The 19,786-nt window shown below is 30.6% G+C and carries 18 protein-coding genes; 6 read left to right on the top strand and 12 right to left on the bottom strand.

The features are described 5' to 3' along the window. The first annotated feature begins 35 nt into the window (after positions 1-35). Both D6T69_RS09840 and D6T69_RS09835 read left to right on the top strand, forming a co-directional pair. Complete coding sequence (locus D6T69_RS09840) at positions 36-1,088, top strand: hypothetical protein (protein WP_125067567.1); 1,053 nt, start codon at positions 36-38, stop codon at positions 1,086-1,088. Continuing rightward, positions 1,076-1,930 carry a hypothetical protein gene (locus D6T69_RS09835; RefSeq protein ID WP_125067566.1) on the top strand — a complete coding sequence of 285 codons (855 nt, stop codon included), beginning with the start codon at positions 1,076-1,078 and terminating at the stop codon, positions 1,928-1,930. The genes D6T69_RS09840 and D6T69_RS09835 overlap by 13 nt, the downstream gene beginning before the upstream one ends. Before the next feature lie 4 nt (positions 1,931-1,934). On the opposite strand, the gene D6T69_RS09830 is transcribed toward D6T69_RS09835, so the two are convergent. Beyond that, the gene (locus tag D6T69_RS09830) at positions 1,935-4,418 is read right to left on the bottom strand and encodes a hypothetical protein (RefSeq protein WP_206197805.1); all 2,484 of its coding nucleotides are present in this window, start codon (positions 4,416-4,418) and stop codon (positions 1,935-1,937) included. Positions 4,419-4,876: 458 nt separating this feature from the next. On the opposite strand from D6T69_RS09830, the gene D6T69_RS09825 reads away from it, so the two are divergent. From D6T69_RS09825 to D6T69_RS09810, 4 genes are all read left to right on the top strand, one after another. Continuing rightward, positions 4,877-5,869 (top strand): zinc-binding metallopeptidase, encoded by a 993-nt coding sequence (locus D6T69_RS09825; RefSeq protein WP_125067565.1) that lies wholly within the window; start codon positions 4,877-4,879, stop codon positions 5,867-5,869. Positions 5,870-5,932: 63 nt separating this feature from the next. After that, positions 5,933-6,325 (top strand): DUF6438 domain-containing protein, encoded by a 393-nt coding sequence (locus D6T69_RS09820; protein WP_125067564.1) that lies wholly within the window; start codon positions 5,933-5,935, stop codon positions 6,323-6,325. A 266-nt stretch (positions 6,326-6,591) separates the two neighbouring features. Further along, the gene (locus tag D6T69_RS09815; protein ID WP_125067563.1) at positions 6,592-7,794 is read left to right on the top strand and encodes a multidrug effflux MFS transporter; all 1,203 of its coding nucleotides are present in this window, start codon (positions 6,592-6,594) and stop codon (positions 7,792-7,794) included. A 4-nt stretch (positions 7,795-7,798) separates the two neighbouring features. Then, positions 7,799-8,494 carry a pseudouridine synthase gene (locus D6T69_RS09810; RefSeq protein ID WP_125067562.1) on the top strand — a complete coding sequence of 232 codons (696 nt, stop codon included), beginning with the start codon at positions 7,799-7,801 and terminating at the stop codon, positions 8,492-8,494. A 137-nt stretch (positions 8,495-8,631) separates the two neighbouring features. Here D6T69_RS09810 and D6T69_RS09805 read toward each other — a convergent pair whose 3' ends face one another. The 11 genes from D6T69_RS09805 to ribD all read right to left on the bottom strand — a co-directional run bounded on the left by D6T69_RS09805 (position 8,632) and on the right by ribD (position 19,785). After that, positions 8,632-9,111, bottom strand: coding sequence for an Lrp/AsnC family transcriptional regulator (locus D6T69_RS09805; protein WP_047788824.1), 480 nt, complete (start codon positions 9,109-9,111; stop codon positions 8,632-8,634). Between the two features lie 82 nt (positions 9,112-9,193). Next, on the bottom strand, positions 9,194-10,249 hold the full coding sequence (locus tag D6T69_RS09800) for a M14 family zinc carboxypeptidase (protein WP_125067561.1): 1,056 nt from the start codon (positions 10,247-10,249) through the stop codon (positions 9,194-9,196). Between the two features lie 7 nt (positions 10,250-10,256). Then, a complete protein-coding gene (locus D6T69_RS09795) occupies positions 10,257-11,723 on the bottom strand; it encodes an aminotransferase class V-fold PLP-dependent enzyme (RefSeq protein ID WP_125067560.1) in 1,467 nt (488 codons plus the stop codon). Positions 11,724-11,825: 102 nt separating this feature from the next. Continuing rightward, positions 11,826-12,644, bottom strand: coding sequence for a hypothetical protein (locus D6T69_RS09790; RefSeq protein ID WP_206197847.1), 819 nt, complete (start codon positions 12,642-12,644; stop codon positions 11,826-11,828). Between the two features lie 31 nt (positions 12,645-12,675). Continuing rightward, positions 12,676-14,070 (bottom strand): phosphoglucosamine mutase, encoded by a 1,395-nt coding sequence (gene glmM, locus D6T69_RS09785; RefSeq protein ID WP_125067559.1) that lies wholly within the window; start codon positions 14,068-14,070, stop codon positions 12,676-12,678. Positions 14,071-14,225: 155 nt separating this feature from the next. After that, a complete protein-coding gene (gene rpsA / locus D6T69_RS09780) occupies positions 14,226-15,995 on the bottom strand; it encodes a 30S ribosomal protein S1 (protein WP_047788829.1) in 1,770 nt (589 codons plus the stop codon). Between the two features lie 204 nt (positions 15,996-16,199). Continuing rightward, the gene (locus D6T69_RS09775; RefSeq protein WP_125067558.1) at positions 16,200-16,550 is read right to left on the bottom strand and encodes a hypothetical protein; all 351 of its coding nucleotides are present in this window, start codon (positions 16,548-16,550) and stop codon (positions 16,200-16,202) included. Positions 16,551-16,666: 116 nt separating this feature from the next. Further along, the gene (locus D6T69_RS09770) at positions 16,667-17,284 is read right to left on the bottom strand and encodes an IMPACT family protein (RefSeq protein WP_206197804.1); all 618 of its coding nucleotides are present in this window, start codon (positions 17,282-17,284) and stop codon (positions 16,667-16,669) included. Beyond that, positions 17,284-18,147: an EamA family transporter gene (locus D6T69_RS09765; RefSeq protein WP_125067557.1), complete on the bottom strand. Its 864-nt coding sequence runs from the start codon at positions 18,145-18,147 to the stop codon at positions 17,284-17,286. The genes D6T69_RS09770 and D6T69_RS09765 overlap by 1 nt, the downstream gene beginning before the upstream one ends. Further along, positions 18,144-18,755, bottom strand: coding sequence for an HAD-IA family hydrolase (locus tag D6T69_RS09760; protein ID WP_125067556.1), 612 nt, complete (start codon positions 18,753-18,755; stop codon positions 18,144-18,146). Before D6T69_RS09760 ends, D6T69_RS09765 begins: the two co-directional genes overlap by 4 nt. After that, positions 18,748-19,785, bottom strand: a complete 1,038-nt coding sequence (ribD, locus tag D6T69_RS09755) for a bifunctional diaminohydroxyphosphoribosylaminopyrimidine deaminase/5-amino-6-(5-phosphoribosylamino)uracil reductase RibD (RefSeq protein WP_125067555.1) — start codon at positions 19,783-19,785, stop codon at positions 18,748-18,750. The genes D6T69_RS09760 and ribD overlap by 8 nt, the downstream gene beginning before the upstream one ends. Position 19,786 lies beyond the last annotated feature (1 nt).

The raw sequence follows: 19,786 nt of genomic DNA, 5'->3' as shown, positions 1-19,786 counted from the left end.
AGAATAAATTTAATTTAAAAACGAATCCATTCAGGATGACCCCAGCCACAAAATCAGAAGAGATTATATGGGCTGGATTTGAAAAAATCAAAGAAAGAATTAGTAATAGAATAAAAAGAAGTATTCGACTTCCAAACTCAAGCTTAGTACTGAATTGGGGAGAATATGGAAGTGGAAAAACCCATTCAGCTCGATATTTTAGTAAGGAATCTATTTTAAATGAATTAAAAGGAGTAAATACTAGACCTTATCCAATAGTAATTTCCTTACCCAAAGGTAAAGAACCTGTAAAAAGTTTATTTATATCAATAATAGATAAATTAAATATTGAAGAGTTAAGAGATAAAATTAACCTTGAAGACATTACTTTGTTTATAGATAATTATGGAGATAACATTCATATTCAATCTGTTTTAAAAGCTATTTTTAATAAGGATGTTGATATTCCTCTTTTAAAAATGTATTTGTATGGAAACATTAGCAACCCTGATCTTAAGCAATTAAATCAATATAATATTTTAAGAAAATTTAATTCAGATAATGACTACACATTATTCCTTTCAGGTTTATTTAGTTCCATTACTAATGAAAAAACTTTCTATTCTTTAGTTACTCTATGGATAGATGAATTTGAGGATATAGCAGTATTGAACAGCTCTAACATCGACAAAACAAATAATTTTTTAAGAGAATTATTAGATAATACACCTAACAACTTATTATTATTTATAAATTTAACACAGTCAGCTTTAATTGGAGCAGAAGATTTAGGAGAATTTTTATATGAATCTGTTAAATCACGTATAAAAGAAAGAAATAATTTTGAGCTTCCTGATGAAACTGACTTTAGAACCTATCTCAAAGAAATAATCAATTACTATAAGATAAGTAGTAATGAAAATGAATACCATCCATTTTCTAAAGAAGTTGTTGATGAATTAATTTCTCTAACTCAAGGTTTTACATTAAGAAGATTCAATGAAGCTTTTTCCATTCTCTTAGAATTGGCTGACATAGAAGACGCTTCAACACCTATTACTCATGACTTTTTAATGCAAAACTTAGGCGATATTATATGGGAAGTGTAGCAACTGCTGTTTTAGATGCCTGTACAGTTATTAACCTTATACATATTGATAATTCAGAAGAGTTTTTAATAAAAAAACTAAACAAATATCTTAAGATATTCATTTCTGATAAAGTTTTTACTGAAATTAAAACTAATATTTTTAAAAACGATATTGAAAGGGATAGAATTGAAAATGCAGTTTCATGTTTTATAAACTATAAGGTTTCTGATAGTCTTTTCGAAGAGTTTGGGAAAGATTTTTTAAAAAAAGTTAGAAGTATTTCTAATTACAAAAAAGATAACGGAGAATTTTTCTCAACAGCTCTATCTTTATACTACTCACAAGTAATGCCAAGCAAATTGTTTTTTTATACAGACGATTTTACTGCAAAAGAAGATTTTTCTTCGTTTTTTGATTTACATCAAATAGGAGGTATTAAAGACACGGCAGACTTGTTATTGTTGTTATACAGATTAGATGAGCAATTTTCAAAAAGAGAATTAATTAGACTGCTTAGCTCATTACATTCAGAATATGCAGTAGGGCTAAGCAACCTTATTTCCAAACTTAGAGATTATATCAATACATTATCTCCAAAACTGAGAAAGGACAAAGAATTTAATGAAAAGTTAAGAAAGTTGATTGATAAACTTCACAAACATTCTTTAGAAGATTTAGGTGATTTTAAGAGTTTTTTTGAAAGAAAAAGAGGAAATCATCACAAACAAATTAGTTGTATTTTAAATGAATACAGAATAGTTTTTGATTTACAAACAAGAAATAATAATTATTTAGATAAAATACAGAATTTGATTAAATATCTAGAGGAAAAGGAACTTTATAAGTTTATAGGTGAATAACATATTAATCCCCTAGTCCATCCATCATTTCTTCCATTCCCCCAAAATTCAAAATAAATGTAGAGTAGTAATTATCAAATAAATCTTTTAAATACTGTCCCACATCTACATCCTCTAAATTTTCATTTCCTTCTACTTTTTGTTTAATCTCATAACCTTTATTTTTTGTTATGGTATATAAAAAAAGTGTATGAAAATATACAGATGTGTAATATTTTCTATTAGCCAATTCTATTTGTTCCTCGTTTGGGTTTCTATATTTTGATTTAAAATTCATTAAAACTGAACTATCCATATTGATAAAAATACGCTTTAAAGTACTTCCTTCAGCTTCTGGAATCATAACCGTCTTAATATCAACATCTAGCCCTGTTGCTTCTTCTACTCCCTCCCATGAAACAGCATTTGGAACATCTTCATTTGGTTTTTCATATGCAAAAATCATTTGAGGTAAACCTAACGGTTCTTCATCTCCATCTTTTTTAGGAATTTTTTCTTTAGGTTTTTCTGGTTCAGAAACTTTTACCCAAAATAATTCTTCAAAATCTCCTCCAGGTGCTGTAAGTGAAACTTTCATTTGTACTGAATCACCTATATTAATTTTATCCTTCTTAGGGTTTAAGTTAATTTTAATAGTCCCTTTATTTGGACTACTAGTATTTACATTAAATACCTCCTCAATATCTTTGGGTTCTCCTTTTTGATCCCCTCCTTCGGAAACATCAGATTTTACTGTTAAAATTGCAATTTTTAATTCTCCAGGCTCTTCGACTCTATCAAAATAAGAATCTTCACAATCCGAACTAAAGCGAATTACCTTTTCTCCATTTAAAGGTATTTTTGCTACTTCAGTATCTCCTTTAACTTTTGAATTTATTTTGAAAAAAGAAGGAAATCTCTTTGGACTAAATGGTAATGATTCTTCTTTTAACTTGTTCTTTTTTTTATCCTTATTATCTTTTTTATTCTCTTTCTTTAAATCTAACTTAAAGGTATCTCCTAATAACTTCATTAAATCAGAGTTTAAAGGTAGGGACTTAGTAAAGTTTTTAATTAATTGATTTGTATTTGTTGAAGTATCAATATTTACAGCTTGTTTTCTTAATTTTTGAATTTCAGATAATCTTGCATCTTTATCACTAAGCTTGCTAGCTAAATAATGTCTTAAATCACGCGTTTCATCCCCCTCTTTAAGTCTATCTCTTGAAGCCATAAAAAGCTCTTTCCTAAACTCATATTTCATATTAGTACAATCTACATGAATCAAAAGATGATTTTTAAGTAAATTTAGCTTTAATGATCTTGTAATAAACTCAGATGTATATGATCCATGCACCTGACCGTTCATTGAAAACATTACACTCATATTATTTTTAAAATACCTTCTTTGTATTTCTGCTTTTGATTTTTTTAAATCAAAACTCCCTACTTTTAAGTTAAATACAAAACAAGACACCTTCATTTCTCCAAACAAATCGTCTTTAAATACCTCAGAAAAAGAATCAGAAATATATTTATCCTTTTCTTTTTCCAAACGCCTTTTTAATCCAAATAAATCATTAACTAAGACTTTATCATTTGGATATCTTTTTTCAGAATCTACTGTTAAAACAGGCAAAGCAGGCTTAAACAAAAACTCATTTATACTTTGGTTTAAATCGTGACTGATTGCTGAGGAATAACCTCTCCCTAATTGATAGGAATACAATTTTATAACTGAACCAGTTTTAAACTTTCTATTTTTAAGTCCTAAATCAAGTGTATCAATTTTGAATGAAGGAATTTTATCATCTAACACCAAGTATTCGTACCAAGTCTCTTTAGCTTGATCAGATTCTCGTTTAGGATGCTCTCTTATCAACGTAAATCCAAAGTCTCCTGTATTATCAAATCTTTTAGAAGCAATAAGTTGATAACGCTTTTTACCACAAAAAACTATTGCTCCACTTCCTCCCATATTATATTTTCCTTGAACGAAATGAACTTTATTCTTATTGCCCCTAACTAATGAGAGAAATGTACCTTCAAAATCTTTCGGGTGTTGTCCTTCTCCATTATCATAAATTAATAGAGATGTTTTATAGCCATTTCGATTAGGATATGGCCCTTTACTATCTGCTATTATCTGAATCTCTTCAGCTTGTTTCTTAGCGAAAGACTGAACATCCCAATTATTTTTAGGATAAAAGCGTTCGATAGCTTCTCCCATTGACTTAGGAGCTTCTTCCGAATCAGGACTTACCCCACTTTCTATACACTTCTTTGTCAATAGTGCATCCACAGAATTTGTTACTTTTTCTATAAGAGCAGCGATAGGGTTAGATTGCTGATTTTTTACAATTCCATAATTACTTTTATTTCCTCCTAAAGGTTTCCAATTGGAATCTTTAAAAAAAACTATATACTCATTTATTACTTCTTCTAACTCTATTTCATCTTTAGCTTTAAAAAGAGTTAGAAATAACTTTCTGTAATTATTCTCTTCCAAAAATTTATCTTTTTTCTAATTAAAAATTAATAGCATATTTCTCTAATCATAGCTAATTTTGAGAAATAAATTTAGGAAAGATACAATAATAATATTTATGGGTTCCCTTATTTTTTATCTTTCTATTAGGATTATTTTTAAAAAGTTATATCTAATCTATGAACATGAAATATGAACACTTTTTTTATAATTTTTCTGTAGTAGATAATTTTATTGATATTTTTAATATTTATGAACAAATTACATTGTGTACTTGTAAAATACAATGTTTTCCTTCTCAAAAAACAAAATAAAATTCACTTACCTCTAATCCCTTACTACTTCTACGTTTTAATACTTTGAAATGATAAATTTATACTTGCTCAAGAAATTATTTTGGTAGGGTAATTTTTAATATTTCTGTTTAATAAATATATCCGCGGAAAAGAGATTAAACAATTATTAAAAAATTTAACAGTATGAGAAATATCAAAAGAATAATTATCCCTGTTTTGATAGTTTTATCAATTTTTGCGGTAAATGTATCGTGTAGTAACGATGAAGAAATAGTATTAAACCCTACAGAAGCTTCTGGCGAAACTCCTGATTCAGATGGGGATTCAGGTACAACTGCTGAAGGTAGCGAAGGTGAAATTACTTTATATAAAGTAACTGGAAATGAGATTAGTAAAATTCAGGATTATAAAGTAACAGGTAAAGATTTAGAGTATCAAAAAGATGTAGCTAAGCACAAAGAGATTTGGAGCTTGGTAAAGAAAATTGTTCCTGTTGAGCAACTTAAAAAAATGAGCGAGTTTTTAATTTACAATGGTGAAGTTACAGGAAGTGCTGGCTTTGTTATTGAGATTAAAAGAGATTTATCTGATTGGAGAATGGGAATTGCAATTAACTATGCTTACGAAGGAGGTTTTAATGCTAGAGGTGAATTGGCCTATACTATCATTCACGAATTTGGACATGTATTAACCTTAAATGACACTCAATTAGATGCAGCTGTAACTCAAGAAAGTTGTAAAAATTACTTCCCTGGTGAAGGATGTGCATTTGAAAAATCTTATATCAATGAGTTACACTCTAAGTTTTGGAATGACATTTGGAGTGAATATCAAGATGCTAAAAAAGACGAATCTGCTCAACAAAAGTTTTATGAAAAGTACAAAGAAAGGTATGTAACTCAATATGCTTCAACAAACCCCGGTGAAGATATTGCTGAAGTTTTTGCCACATTTACTACACTAAAAGAAAAACCAGAAGGTAAAACTATAGCAGAGAAAAAAATACTGTTAATGTACAATAGAGAAGAATTAGTAAACTTTAGAGATCATATAAGAAAAAACTTAGCTCTTAGAAAGAAAGGAGATGCTGTAACGTTTGAGTTACCAAAACCTGGAACATGGAAACAAGCCAACTCTTTTGGGAATCCACATAAAACAAAATGTAGAAGGCATTAAGTTTAACTACTCAGTACTCTTAAAGACTCTTTATTTTAAGAGTACTGATTTTTAAAAGAAATTATGAGATATATTTTTTTAATGCTAATGGCTATAACATTAGTAAAATGTTCAAGTTCAAAGAATATAAAAAAAGAAGAAGCTTTTTTATATTATGGAAAAACTCAATGCCTAGGAAAATGTCCTGTTTTTGATATGTACCTATTTAAAGATGGAAAAGTTTTTTATGAAGGATTTAAAAATGTTTCTAAATTAGGTGTGTATGAATTTTCTATTAAGACTGAAGATGTAGAAAAAATAAAAAAAGAATTAGAGGAAATTGATTTTACAACAAAAGAAAAGTTGACAAGAGACTTTCCTAATACAGTCCTTAAGTTTAAAGGGAAAAGACTGGCAATTCAAAAAAATGACAAAGTGAAAAGATTAATATTTTTACTAGAAAAAATTAAAATTTAAAAATTTTTAACAAAAAAAGTAGGGTTATTTTAAATATAACTGTTTTATAGACTGTAAGATGTATATAGTATACGACGCTGTTTATAGAATAAAAGGCCCCTTCACTTTTTACATTTTTTTGTTTCACTACATTTTATTCTTGGCAGCGTCTTTTTTATTAGACTTATATAGTTATGATATTGTTTGTTTAAGGCTGTTAAAAAAGCAGCCTTTTTTTTAACTTTTCTCCATACTTCTAACTAAAATAAAGGCAGTATTTTTGCCTAATGCAAAAAAATAATCAATCGAAATTAGAATTCATTGCTTTAATGGCTTCTCTAATGTCATTAGTAGCTTTATCAATAGATGCATTACTCCCAGCTTTAGAACAAATAGGTATTAGTATTCGAGTTCAACAAGGATCACACGATAGCCAATTATTAGTAACAATGATTTTTTTAGGACTAGGCTTTGGGCAGTTAATTTCTGGCCCAATTTCTGATAGTTTGGGAAGAAAACCTGTTATTTATGGAGGTTTTATACTTTTTGTTATTGCAAGCTTTATTTGTGTTAGTGCTACTAACATAGAAATGATGGTTTTAGGAAGAGTCTTACAAGGAATAGGACTCTCTGCTCCTAGAACAATAAGTATTGCTATGGTTCGAGATAGCTTTAGTGGGAACTATATGGCTAAAATTATGTCGTTTATTGTGGTAATTTTTATTTTAGTTCCTGTTGTAGCACCTGCTATTGGTAAGTTAATGTTGGATGCTTACGGGTGGAAATCTATATTTTATAGTCAATTAATATTTGGTGTTGTAGTTATGTTTTGGCTATGGAAGCGTCAACCAGAAACTCTTCAAGAAGAAAACAGAATCAAGTTTGCATTTCGTTTATTTTTAGATGGTTCTAAAGAATTTATAAAATATAAACAAGCTGTTATTTTCACACTTATATCTGGTTTTATCACTGGGTCGTTTATGGTATATTTAAGTGCTTCACAACAAATTTTTCAAGAACAGTATTTATTGGTAGACGAATTTCCATACATCTTTGCTGGTTTAGCCATTTCTGTTGGTTTTGCTACTTTTTTAAATGGTTCATTTGTTATGAAGTTTGGAATGCATAAACTCGTTTCATTCTTTTTAATTATGTTTTCAACTGTTCCCATTATTTATATAACATTATTTTATCAAAAGGAAAATCCAAGTATTGTAATACTATTAATTTTCTTTGCATTACAGTTTTTTTCAATCGGATTTTTATTTGGAAACCTTCGAGCATTAGCAATGCAGCCTGTTGGACATATTGCTGGTATTGGAGCTGCTATTAATGGGTTTGTATCTACCATTATGGCAGTACCAATTGCTACATTCATAGGGAAATATGTTGAAACCACTACTCTCCCACTTTTTATGGGATTTTTTATATGTGGTGCGTTATCTTTACTCCTTTTAAATTTCACCAAATTAAAACCAGTAAACGAATAGTATAATGAAGCTAGATGTTATTTATGAAGATGATTATGTGTTGTGCGTATCAAAACCTAACAATGTAGTTGTACATCACGCGCATCATTCTAGAAATGTTGCTGATGAAGACTCTTTGTTACAAATGATTCAACAGCAATTCAATCAAAAAATGTATCCAATTCATCGTCTTGATAGAAAAACGTCTGGAATTATATTACTAGCAAAAGAAACAAAGTTTGTAGCCAAGTTTCAAGAGCTGTTTACCAAAAACGAAATACAAAAAACGTATTACGGAATTGTTAGAGGTCATGCTCCTGAAACTAAAATTATAGATTCTCCAGTAAAAGGAAGAGACGCTAACGTACATAAAGATGCAGAAACACATTTAAGTACTATAAAAACGGTTACAGTAAATATTCCTGTAAAACCTTATGACACATCTAGGTATAGTTTGGTAAAGCTAGCCCCTAAAACAGGGAGATTACACCAGTTACGAATCCATATGAACAAAATTAGTCACCCACTTGTTGGAGACCCCAAATATGGTGATAAAAATCACAATACAATGTTTATTGATAATTTTGATTGTGAAAATCTTTTTTTACACGCTTATTCTTTAGAGTTCATTCATCCATATTCGAATAAAAAACTATTAATTAAAGCTGATTTCCCTAAAGATTGGTATGTAGTTTATGAAAAGTTTAATTGGAGTTTATAATAATAGTCTCCTTATACTCTACTCTTTTTTATAAATTAAATACTGTTTTTATTTGAATAGAAACAGTTAATTTATTGAAAACAATAAAAAAGGGTAGCATAATTATGCTACCCTTTTAACTTTTATAAAAATAGTTTTTAAATATCTTTAAAAATTGCGTGCATTAAACGCTTTTTATCATTGATGCTTTCTTCAAGAGCAATCATTGTTTCAGTTCTATTAACGCCATGAATATCATCTATTCTATAAATAATGTCTTTTGCATCGTTAGTGTTTTTAGCACGTACTTTACAGAAAATATTATATTTTCCTGCAGTTACGTAGGCTACAGTTACATTAGGAATCAATCTTAAATTGTCTAAAACATGTTGCGTCATAGATGTCTTCTCTAAAAAAATTCCAACGTGAGCAATAAATGAATACCCCATTTTCTCATAATTCAAGGTTAAAGTAGACCCTTGAATAATTCCTTCGTCTTCCATTTTCTTTACACGTACATGTATAGTACCAGCAGATACTAACAACTTCTTTGCGATGTCTGTAAAAGGTGTACGTGCATTCTCTATTAAAATGTCTAAAATTTGATGATCAATCTCATCTAGTATGAACTTCTTCATTTTTTTGTTTTCTTCAAGTAATATTGCTAAAATATAGTTTTTTTCTAAAAAAAATAAGTTTTATTTAAAGAAAGTAGAATTTTTAACTGTTTTTTATGAATTCTTTATGAGCTAAATACATAGATAAGTTACCTTCTTTTTCCTTTGTTAAAACGAGTGCAAATTTATCATTTTCTATAGTTTCTACATACTGATATGCAACATCTTTTTCATTATTTTTTGATCGATAAATCACATCGTAGAAGTTCTTGATATTGTTAGGAATAGCTAAATATTTTTCAAATTCTTTAAAGCTTTCTACTGAAGAAATATGGTATATTCCCTGTAATAGCGCGTAAAAATTGAATTTTCTAACCTCTTCCCTGTCGTAATCACCCGCAAAATGCCCCGCTTCAATTAATATTGTATTGTGTCCTAGCTTTTGAAAATTATCTCCTGTAGCAGTTGGATAAAATTCATCTGTATAACGACCAACATGATTGGGTATAATTTCTTGTAACAAATCATTCATAGCAACAATTACATTCATAGTTTCTTTTCTCCCTTCTGTAATTGTTCTTTTTTCTTCTTCTGAAGGTGCTAAAAACGATATTGTCGCTGGATTTTTAGTTCCTTCAACACCAAAAATGGTTCTTTGATCATGTAAATTGAAGCAAAATTGAGGATTTACTTCTTCTAAAACACTACGTAAAAGTTTACTCTCTTTGGCCTCTAACTCAACAGCATCTCTATTTAAGTCTACATTGTTAGCATTAACACGTGTGTATGCTTGTGCTCCATCTGGATTTAACATAGGAACAATGGTAATACTACAATTATCTATAATAGATTTTGTTATTTGGTGAGTAGGAAAGCGTTGTAAGAAGTTTAAAAAATCGAATACAGCTTTGGTTCCTGTACTTTCATTACCATGCATTTGACTCCAAACAAGAATTCTTTTTTTACCCTTTCCCAGTTTTAATTTATAAATGGCCCTTCCTTCTTCAGATTCTCCAATAATTTTTGTTTGAATTTCTGAGTTTTGTAAGCCTAAATATAAAGGCTCTATATCTGTTAGTGTTATCCACCTTCCAGATATAGAGTCTTCTTTAATTTTTGAATAATTGTCTTCTAAAAAAGAGCTATTTAAGTGTGTCATATCATAATTATAACGAAAACCAATCAGTTACCAGTTGCTTTTCAATTGGTTCAATGGTTTTATGTACATAATCATTTTTAGCAATGTCGTACTCATAGTCTTTAGACCATTCTTCAATATTTTCAGCTAACGCTTGTAACGATTCACAAATAAATTGTACTTCTTCATTTGTAATTGTTGGATGTACTGATAAACGTACCCAACCTGGTTTTTCTGTATTACAACCTTCTAATATTTGACCTTTTATTTCATTTGATCTTATTTGATCTACATTTAATAAGAAATGTCCATAAGTTCCTGCACATGAACATCCACCTCTAGTTTGAATTCCAAATCGGTCATTTAATAATTTTACAACAAGGTTAAAGTGATATTTTTCAAAATAGAAAGAAAAAATACTCAAACGATCTTTATGATCTGGAGCTAATATTTTAACTCCTTCCAAATTTTCTAAACAGTTAAAAATAATTGGATTGATTTCATCTTCACGTTCCTTTATTTTATTTGTACCCATTTGATCTTTTACCTGAATACATAAAGCTATTTTAATAGTTTGTAAAAAAGCTGGTGTTCCCCCATCTTCACGCGTCTCTACATCATCAAAATAATCATGCTGTCCCCATGGGTTTGTATAACTAACTGTGCCTCCTCCAGGGTTATCAGGAACCATATTTTTATACAACTTTTTATTAAAAATCAACACCCCAGAACTTCCCGGGCCTCCTAAAAATTTGTGTGGAGAAAAGAAAATAGCATCTAAATATTCATCTTCTTTTTCAGGATGCATATCAATATCAACATAAGGTGCAGAACAGGCAAAATCAACAAAGCACAAACCTCCATATTTATGAATTAATGAAGCTACTTTATGATAGTCAGTCTTTATTCCTGTTACATTTGATCCTGCTACTATAGAAGCTATTTTAATAGGTCTATCTAAGTACTTTTTTATAGTTTCTTCAAACTTATCTAAACACACTAAACCTTCATCATTACAAGGAACAACCTCTACATCTGCTATAGTTTCAATCCAAGATGTTTGGTTTGAGTGATGCTCCATATGACTTACAAAGACAATAGGTCTTTTTTCATCTGGAACCTGTGTGTTTTCTTTTAAATTTTCATTTATTTTTAGCCCTAAAATACGCTGAAATTTATTCACAACCCCCGTCATACCAGACCCTTCCGTAATTAATACATCGTTAGAAGATGCATTTACGTGACGCTTGATGATATTTCGAGCTTCATGATACGCTAAAGTCATAGCTGCTCCTGAAGTTGAAGTTTCTGTATGTGTATTGGCTACAAAAGGTCCAAACTTATTTAAAAGTTGTTCTTCTATAGGTCGATATAATCTTCCGCTTGCAGTCCAATCTGTATAAATCATTTTCTTTTCACCGTATGGTGTTTGAAAAGTTTGATCTATACCTACAATATTTTTTCTGAACTTATCAAAATACTGTTCTAAATCCATAGTTGAAATCTCTAGTTGTTTGTTATGTTACGTAAAATTAGCAGTATACTACTAGTTAGCCTAAAATAGTTATAATATTAACGTATTTATAACACTTTGTTATTAAAGTCTAAATTTACCTCCTATTAAAATGGTATTCTCAAAAAAGTAAAAACTTTGTGAGGCGGAATCTACAGAACTTTTAGTTGTCTTAACATCTGGCATATAAATATACCCTCCTTTTAAATCAGCCTGTACAAAAAAGTGTTTTAAAAATGTGATATTTAAACCACCTCCAATAGAAGCTCCGTATCCTGATAAATGAAAATCGTCGTGGCGCTCCATACCTAATAAGGTTGTATTAGTTCTTGGATATAAAATACCAAGCCCAACACCTTCTGTTAAATTGATTTGTAAGTTTTCTAAGTTTAAACCAAACCAGTGGCTTACATCGTCAAAACGCTTTACTTCTACATTAAGGTAATTTAAACCGTCGGTATGCTCAAAACGTAAAAAATCGCCTGCTAAATTGATGGTTTCATTATTATATGTTCCATCATACTTTGTGTTTCCTATATTAATGTTTCCATTGATTTTTACATCTTGATCAGCTATCATTACATATTTCATATGATCTACTCCAATAGATACAGTATAGTTTTCTTTGAAAAAATATCCTATTCTATAGTTAGTTTGAGGAATAGTCACTCTACCTGGATTAAAATAATCATTAAAAGAAAACTTTGTTTGTCTGTCTTGAGCTTTTACATTTTGTAACGTAAAATCGTAATTTGCTCCTTTAAAACGAATATCTGAATTAGAATAACTAGCCCAGTTCCATCCCCAATAGACGAAGAATTTTCCTTTGTTAGTTACTTTTTTCTTTTGAATGATTTCTTCGTTTTTCTCCTGCGCCATTATTGATGCTGAAACCATCAGCATTAATAAACTTACTATTTTTAATTTCAAAGAACTATTGTATTATTTGTTGTATTTCAGTGATAAATCTTTTGGCTAAAGCATCTGCATTGTCTTGGCTAGTACTTTCTGCATAAATTCTGATGATTGGCTCGGTATTCGACTTACGTAAGTGTACCCACTCGTTAGCAAAATCAATTTTTACGCCATCAATAGTGTTTACATCTTCATTTTTATAGTTGTTAGCCATGGTTTCTAAAATCTTATCAACATCAATTTGTGGTGTTAACTGGATTTTATTTTTGCTCATAAAGTAGCTAGGATATGAATCTCTTAAGGCTTTACAAGATGTCTTTTTGTGTGCTAAATGTGATAAAAATAAAGCGACTCCTACTAATGAATCTCTTCCATAATGAGACTCAGGATAAATAATTCCTCCATTACCTTCTCCTCCAATTACAGTATTGGTATCCTTCATCATTTGTACTACGTTCACCTCTCCTACTGCACTTGCCGTGTATATTCCTCCATGTTTTTCAGTAACATCACGTAAGGCTCTTGAAGATGATAAGTTAGAAACAGTGTTACCACCTCCTAATTGACCTAAAACATAATCGGCACAAGCTACTAAAGTGTATTCTTCTCCAAACATAGAGCCATCTTCAGAAATTAGAGCTAAACGGTCTACATCAGGGTCAACTACAATACCTAAATCTGCTTTTTCCTTCACTACTAATTCAGAAATATCCGTTAAGTGTTCTTTTAAAGGTTCTGGATTGTGTGGAAAGTGTCCGTTAGGTTCACAATATAACTCTATACATTTTACTCCTAACTCTTTTAATAAAGCAGGAATAGCAATTCCTCCAGTAGAGTTTACACCATCAACAACAACTTTAAATTTCGCTTTTTTGATGGCTTTCTTATCTACTAAATCTAGTTTTAAAACTTCTTTGATATGTTTCTTAATGTAGTTCTTCTTTTTTCTATATGATCCTAAATCATCAACTTCAGCAAACTGTATAGTAGCATCATTTTCAGCAATCTTTAAAATTTCCACTCCATCTTCACCGTTTAAAAACTCTCCTTTTTCATTCAATAATTTTAAAGCATTCCATTGTTTTGGATTGTGTGAAGCAGTTAAAATAATACCTCCATCCGCTTTTTCTAAAGGAACAGCAACTTCAACCGTTGGTGTTGTAGATAAACCTAAATCGATTACATCAATTCCTAAACCGACTAGTGTATTTGCGACTAAGTTACTTATCATTTTACCCGAAATACGGGCATCTCTACCTATTACAATGGTAATTTTTTCTTTTTCGGAGTTTTTCTTTTTTATAAACGTACCGTAAGCTGCTGCAAATTTTACAGCATCTATAGGTGTTAAGTTGTCACCTGTATTTCCGCCTATGGTACCTCTAATACCTGATATAGATTTAATAAGTGTCATATTAATTTTTAATTGGTGAGCAAATATAAAGCTATTTAAGAAAGTATCCTTTAAAAAGGGAGAGCTTTAACTGTAACATTTGTTACATAAGGAATTAAAAAAACCGCTAAGCTTTACAAGCTTAACGGTTTTTACATTTTAAGAAATTGTTCGGATTATTTTCCTTCCATTTTCTTCTTTAATTCAGCTAATCCACCGATATCTCCTAAAGTAGTTTTCTCTACTTCTTGAGCTTTAGCAGCAGCAGCTTTGATGTTCTTTTGTTCTTCTTCTCTAAAGATAGAAGTATGAGAAACAACAATTCTACGGTACTCTTTACTAAACTCAGTTACTTGGAACTTAGTCTCGTCACCTTTAGCTAATTTACCTCCGTCTTCTTTTTCTAAGAAACGAGTTGGAGCGAAAGCTTCAACACCATCAGCAAATACTACAGTTGCACCTTTATCATTTTTCTCTTTGATAGTACCTTCGTGGATAGATCCGATTGTATAAGTAGATTCATGAGCATCCCAAGGGTTATCTTGAGTTTGCTTGTGACCTAAGTTTAATTTACGGTTCTCTACGTCTAATTCTAATACTTGAACTTCTAATTGATCACCTACAGTTACGAAATCTGATGGGTGCTTAATTTTCTTAGTCCAAGATAAATCAGAGATATATACTAATCCATCAATACCTTCTTCTAACTCTACGAATACACCAAAGTTAGTGTAGTTACGTACAGTACCAGTGTGTTTAGAACCTACTGGGTATTTAGTAGTAATATCTGTCCATGGATCTGGGTGTAATTGCTTCATACCTAAAGACATTTTACGCTCTTCGCGGTCTAATGTTAAGATTTGAGCTTCTACTTCATCACCAACTTTTACGAAATCTTGTGCAGAACGTAAGTGAGTTGACCATGACATTTCAGATACGTGGATTAATCCTTCTACTCCTTCTTCAACCTCTACAAATGCACCATAATCAGCTAAAACAACTACTTTACCTTTTACTTTATCACCAACTTTTAAATCAGCATTTAAAGCTTCCCATGGGTGAGCAGATAATTGTTTTAATCCTAATTGAATTCTTGACTTGTTATCATCAAAGTCTAAGATTACAACGTTTAATTTTTGATCTAACTCAACAACTTCGTTCGGGTGGTTGATACGAGACCAAGATAAATCAGTAATGTGAATTAATCCGTCAACACCTCCTAAGTCAACAAATACACCATAAGAAGTAATGTTTTTAACAACACCTTCTAGTACTTGTCCTTTTTCTAATTGACCGATAATTTCACGTTTTTGATCTTCTAAATCAGCTTCGATTAATGCTTTATGAGATACTACTACGTTCTTAAATTCGTGGTTGATTTTCACAACTTTGAATTCCATAGTTTTTTCTACATATTGATCGTAGTCACGGATAGGCTTCACATCAATTTGAGAACCTGGTAAGAATGCTTCAATACCAAATACATCAACGATCATACCTCCACGAGTTCTACACTTAACAAAACCGTTAACGATTTCACCAGTTTCGTGTGCATTGTTAACACGATCCCAAGCTTTGATTACACGTGCTTTTTTGTGAGATAATACTAATTGACCAGAAGAGTCTTCTCTTTTGTCAACTAATACTTCTACTTTGTCTCCAACAGCTAAATTTGGATTGTAACGGAATTCGTTTAACGAAATTACACCTTCTGACTTAGAGTTGATGTCGATAATAGCATCACGATCAGTAATACGTACTACTTCACCTTCGATAACATCGCGCTCGTTTACGAACCCAACTGTACCTTCTAAGGCTTTTTCAAATTCTTTTAATTTAGACTCATCAACTTCATCAATACCTTCTTCGTATTTGTGCCAGTTAAAGGTTGCTAAAAATTCTGCTGGATTTACAGCTTCTGCTGTGTTTTTTGTTTCTTCAGACATGTCTGAAATAAATATTTGTATCTTTTTGCTAACCAGATTTTTAACGATGCTAACGCCAAGAGAAATTAAACTTAATAAATGTTATTTTCTACCCTTTTTAAATCTGTACTCGTAAAAAGGCGTGCAAATTTACGAATAATTCTTGAAGTAACCTAAAATGTTTTGGTTTTTAGGAGGTTAGTTACTTAGATTAAGTAGATGATTTTAATCATCATCATCCGGTTGTGGTTTTAATAAAAATTTTAGTACAACTTTTTCATCCAACTTCATAAAATCATTGTAAAGTATCTCAATTACTTCACTTTTTGATTTTTTAGCTTTTAATAAATCATAGGCTTTAGTAGGTGAATCTTTTATAACATCTTTTACAAGCTCCTTCCCCATTTCTATAATTTCAGATTTAGAAAAACCGTTATCAATAAAAGGTTTCACATTAGCTACAACACTAATTGCTGCTCCCTTGCAAATATTTTCTTTTCTTACTTCAGCTTGTGCTTGCGAAAAAAGTTGAAAAGAAGAAATGAATAAGTATACAATGAAGGTTAGTTTTTTCATATTCGTTTTTTTACAGTTAATATAGGACTAAAATAAACTATTTCAGTTTATTAAAAATAATTTTATTAAATATTAGCCGTAAATTAATGGTATATAGAAAACCTTTCATCTAAAAGCTACTTTATTTCCTTAATCTCCACTTTAAACAAATCATTAAAAGTTTCAAAAATACTTTCAGCTTCTTTTTTTCGCACCGAGATAGTATACTCGCAGTCTAATTCTAATTTTTGATTAATGATATCTAAGTTTCGTTCTTTAATAATACGCTGTACTTTATTCATCATATCGTAACCAAATTTCAGCTTATAGTGAATATCAATAGTTTTCTCTACAATCTCAGAAGCTTCTAATGCTAATTGCGCAGAAGTGCGATAGGCATTAATCAATCCTCCTACTCCAAGTTTAGTTCCTCCAAAATAACGTACCGAAACAATTAAGACATTGGTTACATCAAAAGATTGTATTTGTCCGTAAATTGGTTGACCTGCTGAATTACTTGGCTCCCCATCATCATTAGCACGAAAACGAATCTTTTCTGTTCCCAATTGCCACGCATAACAATGATGACGTGCCGTGTGATGCTGCTTACGAAGTTCTTCTAATCGTTCTTTAATGTCTTCTTCTGAAAAAACAGGAAAAGCATATCCGAAAAACTTACTGTTTCGGTCTTTAAACAAGGTTTCCTCAGAGGGTTTTGTAATCGTTTTGTAAGTGTCTTTTATTTCTTCATTCATTATGCCGAAACTACTAATAAAATACTAATTATGGCAAGCCCAATACCAATCCAATTTTTTTTGACCAATTTCTCTTTAAAAAATGTAAGAGCAAATACCGTGGTTAATATCACTATAGATACATTATTTATGGTGAAAACTGTAGAACTTTCAAGTCCTTTTGTTTGTAAAGCTTTTAATAAAAACTCCATAGAATAATAGTTAGGAACTCCTAAAGCAACTCCACCAAGCAACGTTTTCCATTCAAATCCTCCTTTTTTACTTAGTAATTGGGCCATTAAAAAGAAAAAACCGAAAAGCAATGCGCATCCAAAAATAGTTGATAAGAACATTGGTACGGCTTCTTTAGGAACATAAGTAGTTTCGGTATACTTTAATAATGTATCAATACTTCCTGAACCTAAAAAAAGTAATAATGGAAATAATAAATTCTTAAATTGAACAGGAGAAGTATCACTCTTTGCTGAGGATAAATATACTGCTATCAATGCTAATATTATTCCTACAACTTTCACCAACCCGATGCTTTCGTTATACAAAAAGATTCCGATAAGTACTGGAATTACCACCGACATTTTACCGGCTACTGAAGCTACTGAAAGTCCATTTTTTTGAGCTGTAATCCCCATTACATTAAACACAGTAATAAATAAAAAACCTAAAATAAAAGCTCCTAGAAACCAAGGTTGATCTGGTATCTCAGCTACCGTCATTGAAACTTCAGAATGCACAAAACCAAAAGACAGTGCTACAGCATAATTTAAAACAATAGCTTGTAATGTGTTTACTTTAAAAACATCAAAGAGTTTAAAAATTACAAACAGTAAACTAGAGATAAGAATGCTAAAAATTAAGTATATCACGCTATAAACTCTTTTCGTTTTAATAAGTCGACCACATCCTCTGTTTTTGGACAATTATTCCACACTTGAATTCCTAATTGTTGTGCAGTGTCAGTGTTCTCTTTGGTATCGTCTATAAAAAAGGTTTCAGAAGCTTGTAGACTATTCTCTTGTAACACAAACTCAAAAATATCAGCATTTGGTTTTCTGAAATTAACTTCGTGTGATAAATAAAACTGTTCAAAACAACTTTTAAATTCGTTATACAACTCTTCGCCCCAATCTTTTTGAATCCAAGAAATATGTAAATCGTTAGTGTTGCTTAGTAAAAACAGTCGATATTGATTACTGGCTGCTAATTCTTTTAAAAAACTCAATCGATGCTTAGGGAAATCTAATAAAATAGCATTCCACGAACGGATTAAATCTTCTTTTGAAATATTGAATTTATCATGAAAAAAGGACACAAACTCATCAGTCGAAATCAATCCCATTTCATACTGATAATATTGTTGCATCATTTCTTCAGAAATTTCAGTAACTCCTAATTTTGCTAATTCTTTATATGTTGCTTCTTTGTCTAAATTGATGAATACATCACCAAAATCAAAAATGATATTTTTAATCATTCCTATATATTCTTAAAGTATCGTTATCTACTTTTTCTTCAGAAGATAGCTTAGCGTTAAAAATTGGATGCTTTACTCCTTTTCCAAAAATTACATCACCAATAAAAACCCTAGCTTCATCCCATAAATTTGCATCGATAAATGTTTGTAATGTTTTAGCACCACCTTCAATTATCACTGACTGTATTTGGTGTTTGTGCAACACTTCACAAATTTGTTCCGCCACTTGAAAAGAAAAATTGATTTGTTCGTAAATGACATGTTGATTTTCCTCTTTCTTTTCTTCTGTTACAATTATTGTTTTTACATTTCCATCAAAAACAGTTACTTCTGACGGAATTCGTAAGTTTTTATCAATAACAATTCTTATAGGGTTATTTCCTTTCCAATTACGAACTGTCAGTGACGGATTGTCTGCAATTACCGTATTCGTTCCAACTAAAATAGCATGCTCTTCACTACGCCATTTATGGACTAACTGTTGAGAATATTGGTTGGAAATCCATACTGGTTTTTGCTCATCCTTTTTTAATGGAGCTATGAATCCGTCTTTCGTTTCAGCCCATTTTAAAATAATGTAAGGACGCTTTTTATTTTGAACGGTAAAAAAACGTCTGTGATGTTCTATGCAATCTTTCTGACAAACACCTACAATTACATTTCTACCAGCTTTTTTAAGACGCTCTATACCTTTACCCGCTACTAAACTATTTGTATCTACACACCCTATAATAATGTTAGGTATTCCTTTCTCTATTATTAAATCTGCACAGGGAGGTGTTTTTCCATGATGAGAACATGGTTCTAACGTAACATATATAGTTGCTTCTTTGAGTAACTCTTGATTTTGAACAGCGTTTATAGCATTTACTTCTGCATGAGGACCTCCATAAGGAGATGTAAACCCTTCTCCTATTATTTTGTTATTATGAACGATTACAGCTCCAACAGATGGATTTGGTCTTGTAGTTCCTATTCCATTTTTAGCTAATTCTAAGCAGCGTAATATGTAAAATTCATGATTCATAATG

Origin of the sequence: Tenacibaculum singaporense (assembly GCF_003867015.1) — a bacterium.
Taxonomy (GTDB): domain Bacteria; phylum Bacteroidota; class Bacteroidia; order Flavobacteriales; family Flavobacteriaceae; genus Polaribacter; species Polaribacter singaporensis.
The sequence above is the reverse complement of the archived record's forward strand: the minus strand, read 5'-3'. Positions and strand labels throughout refer to the sequence as shown.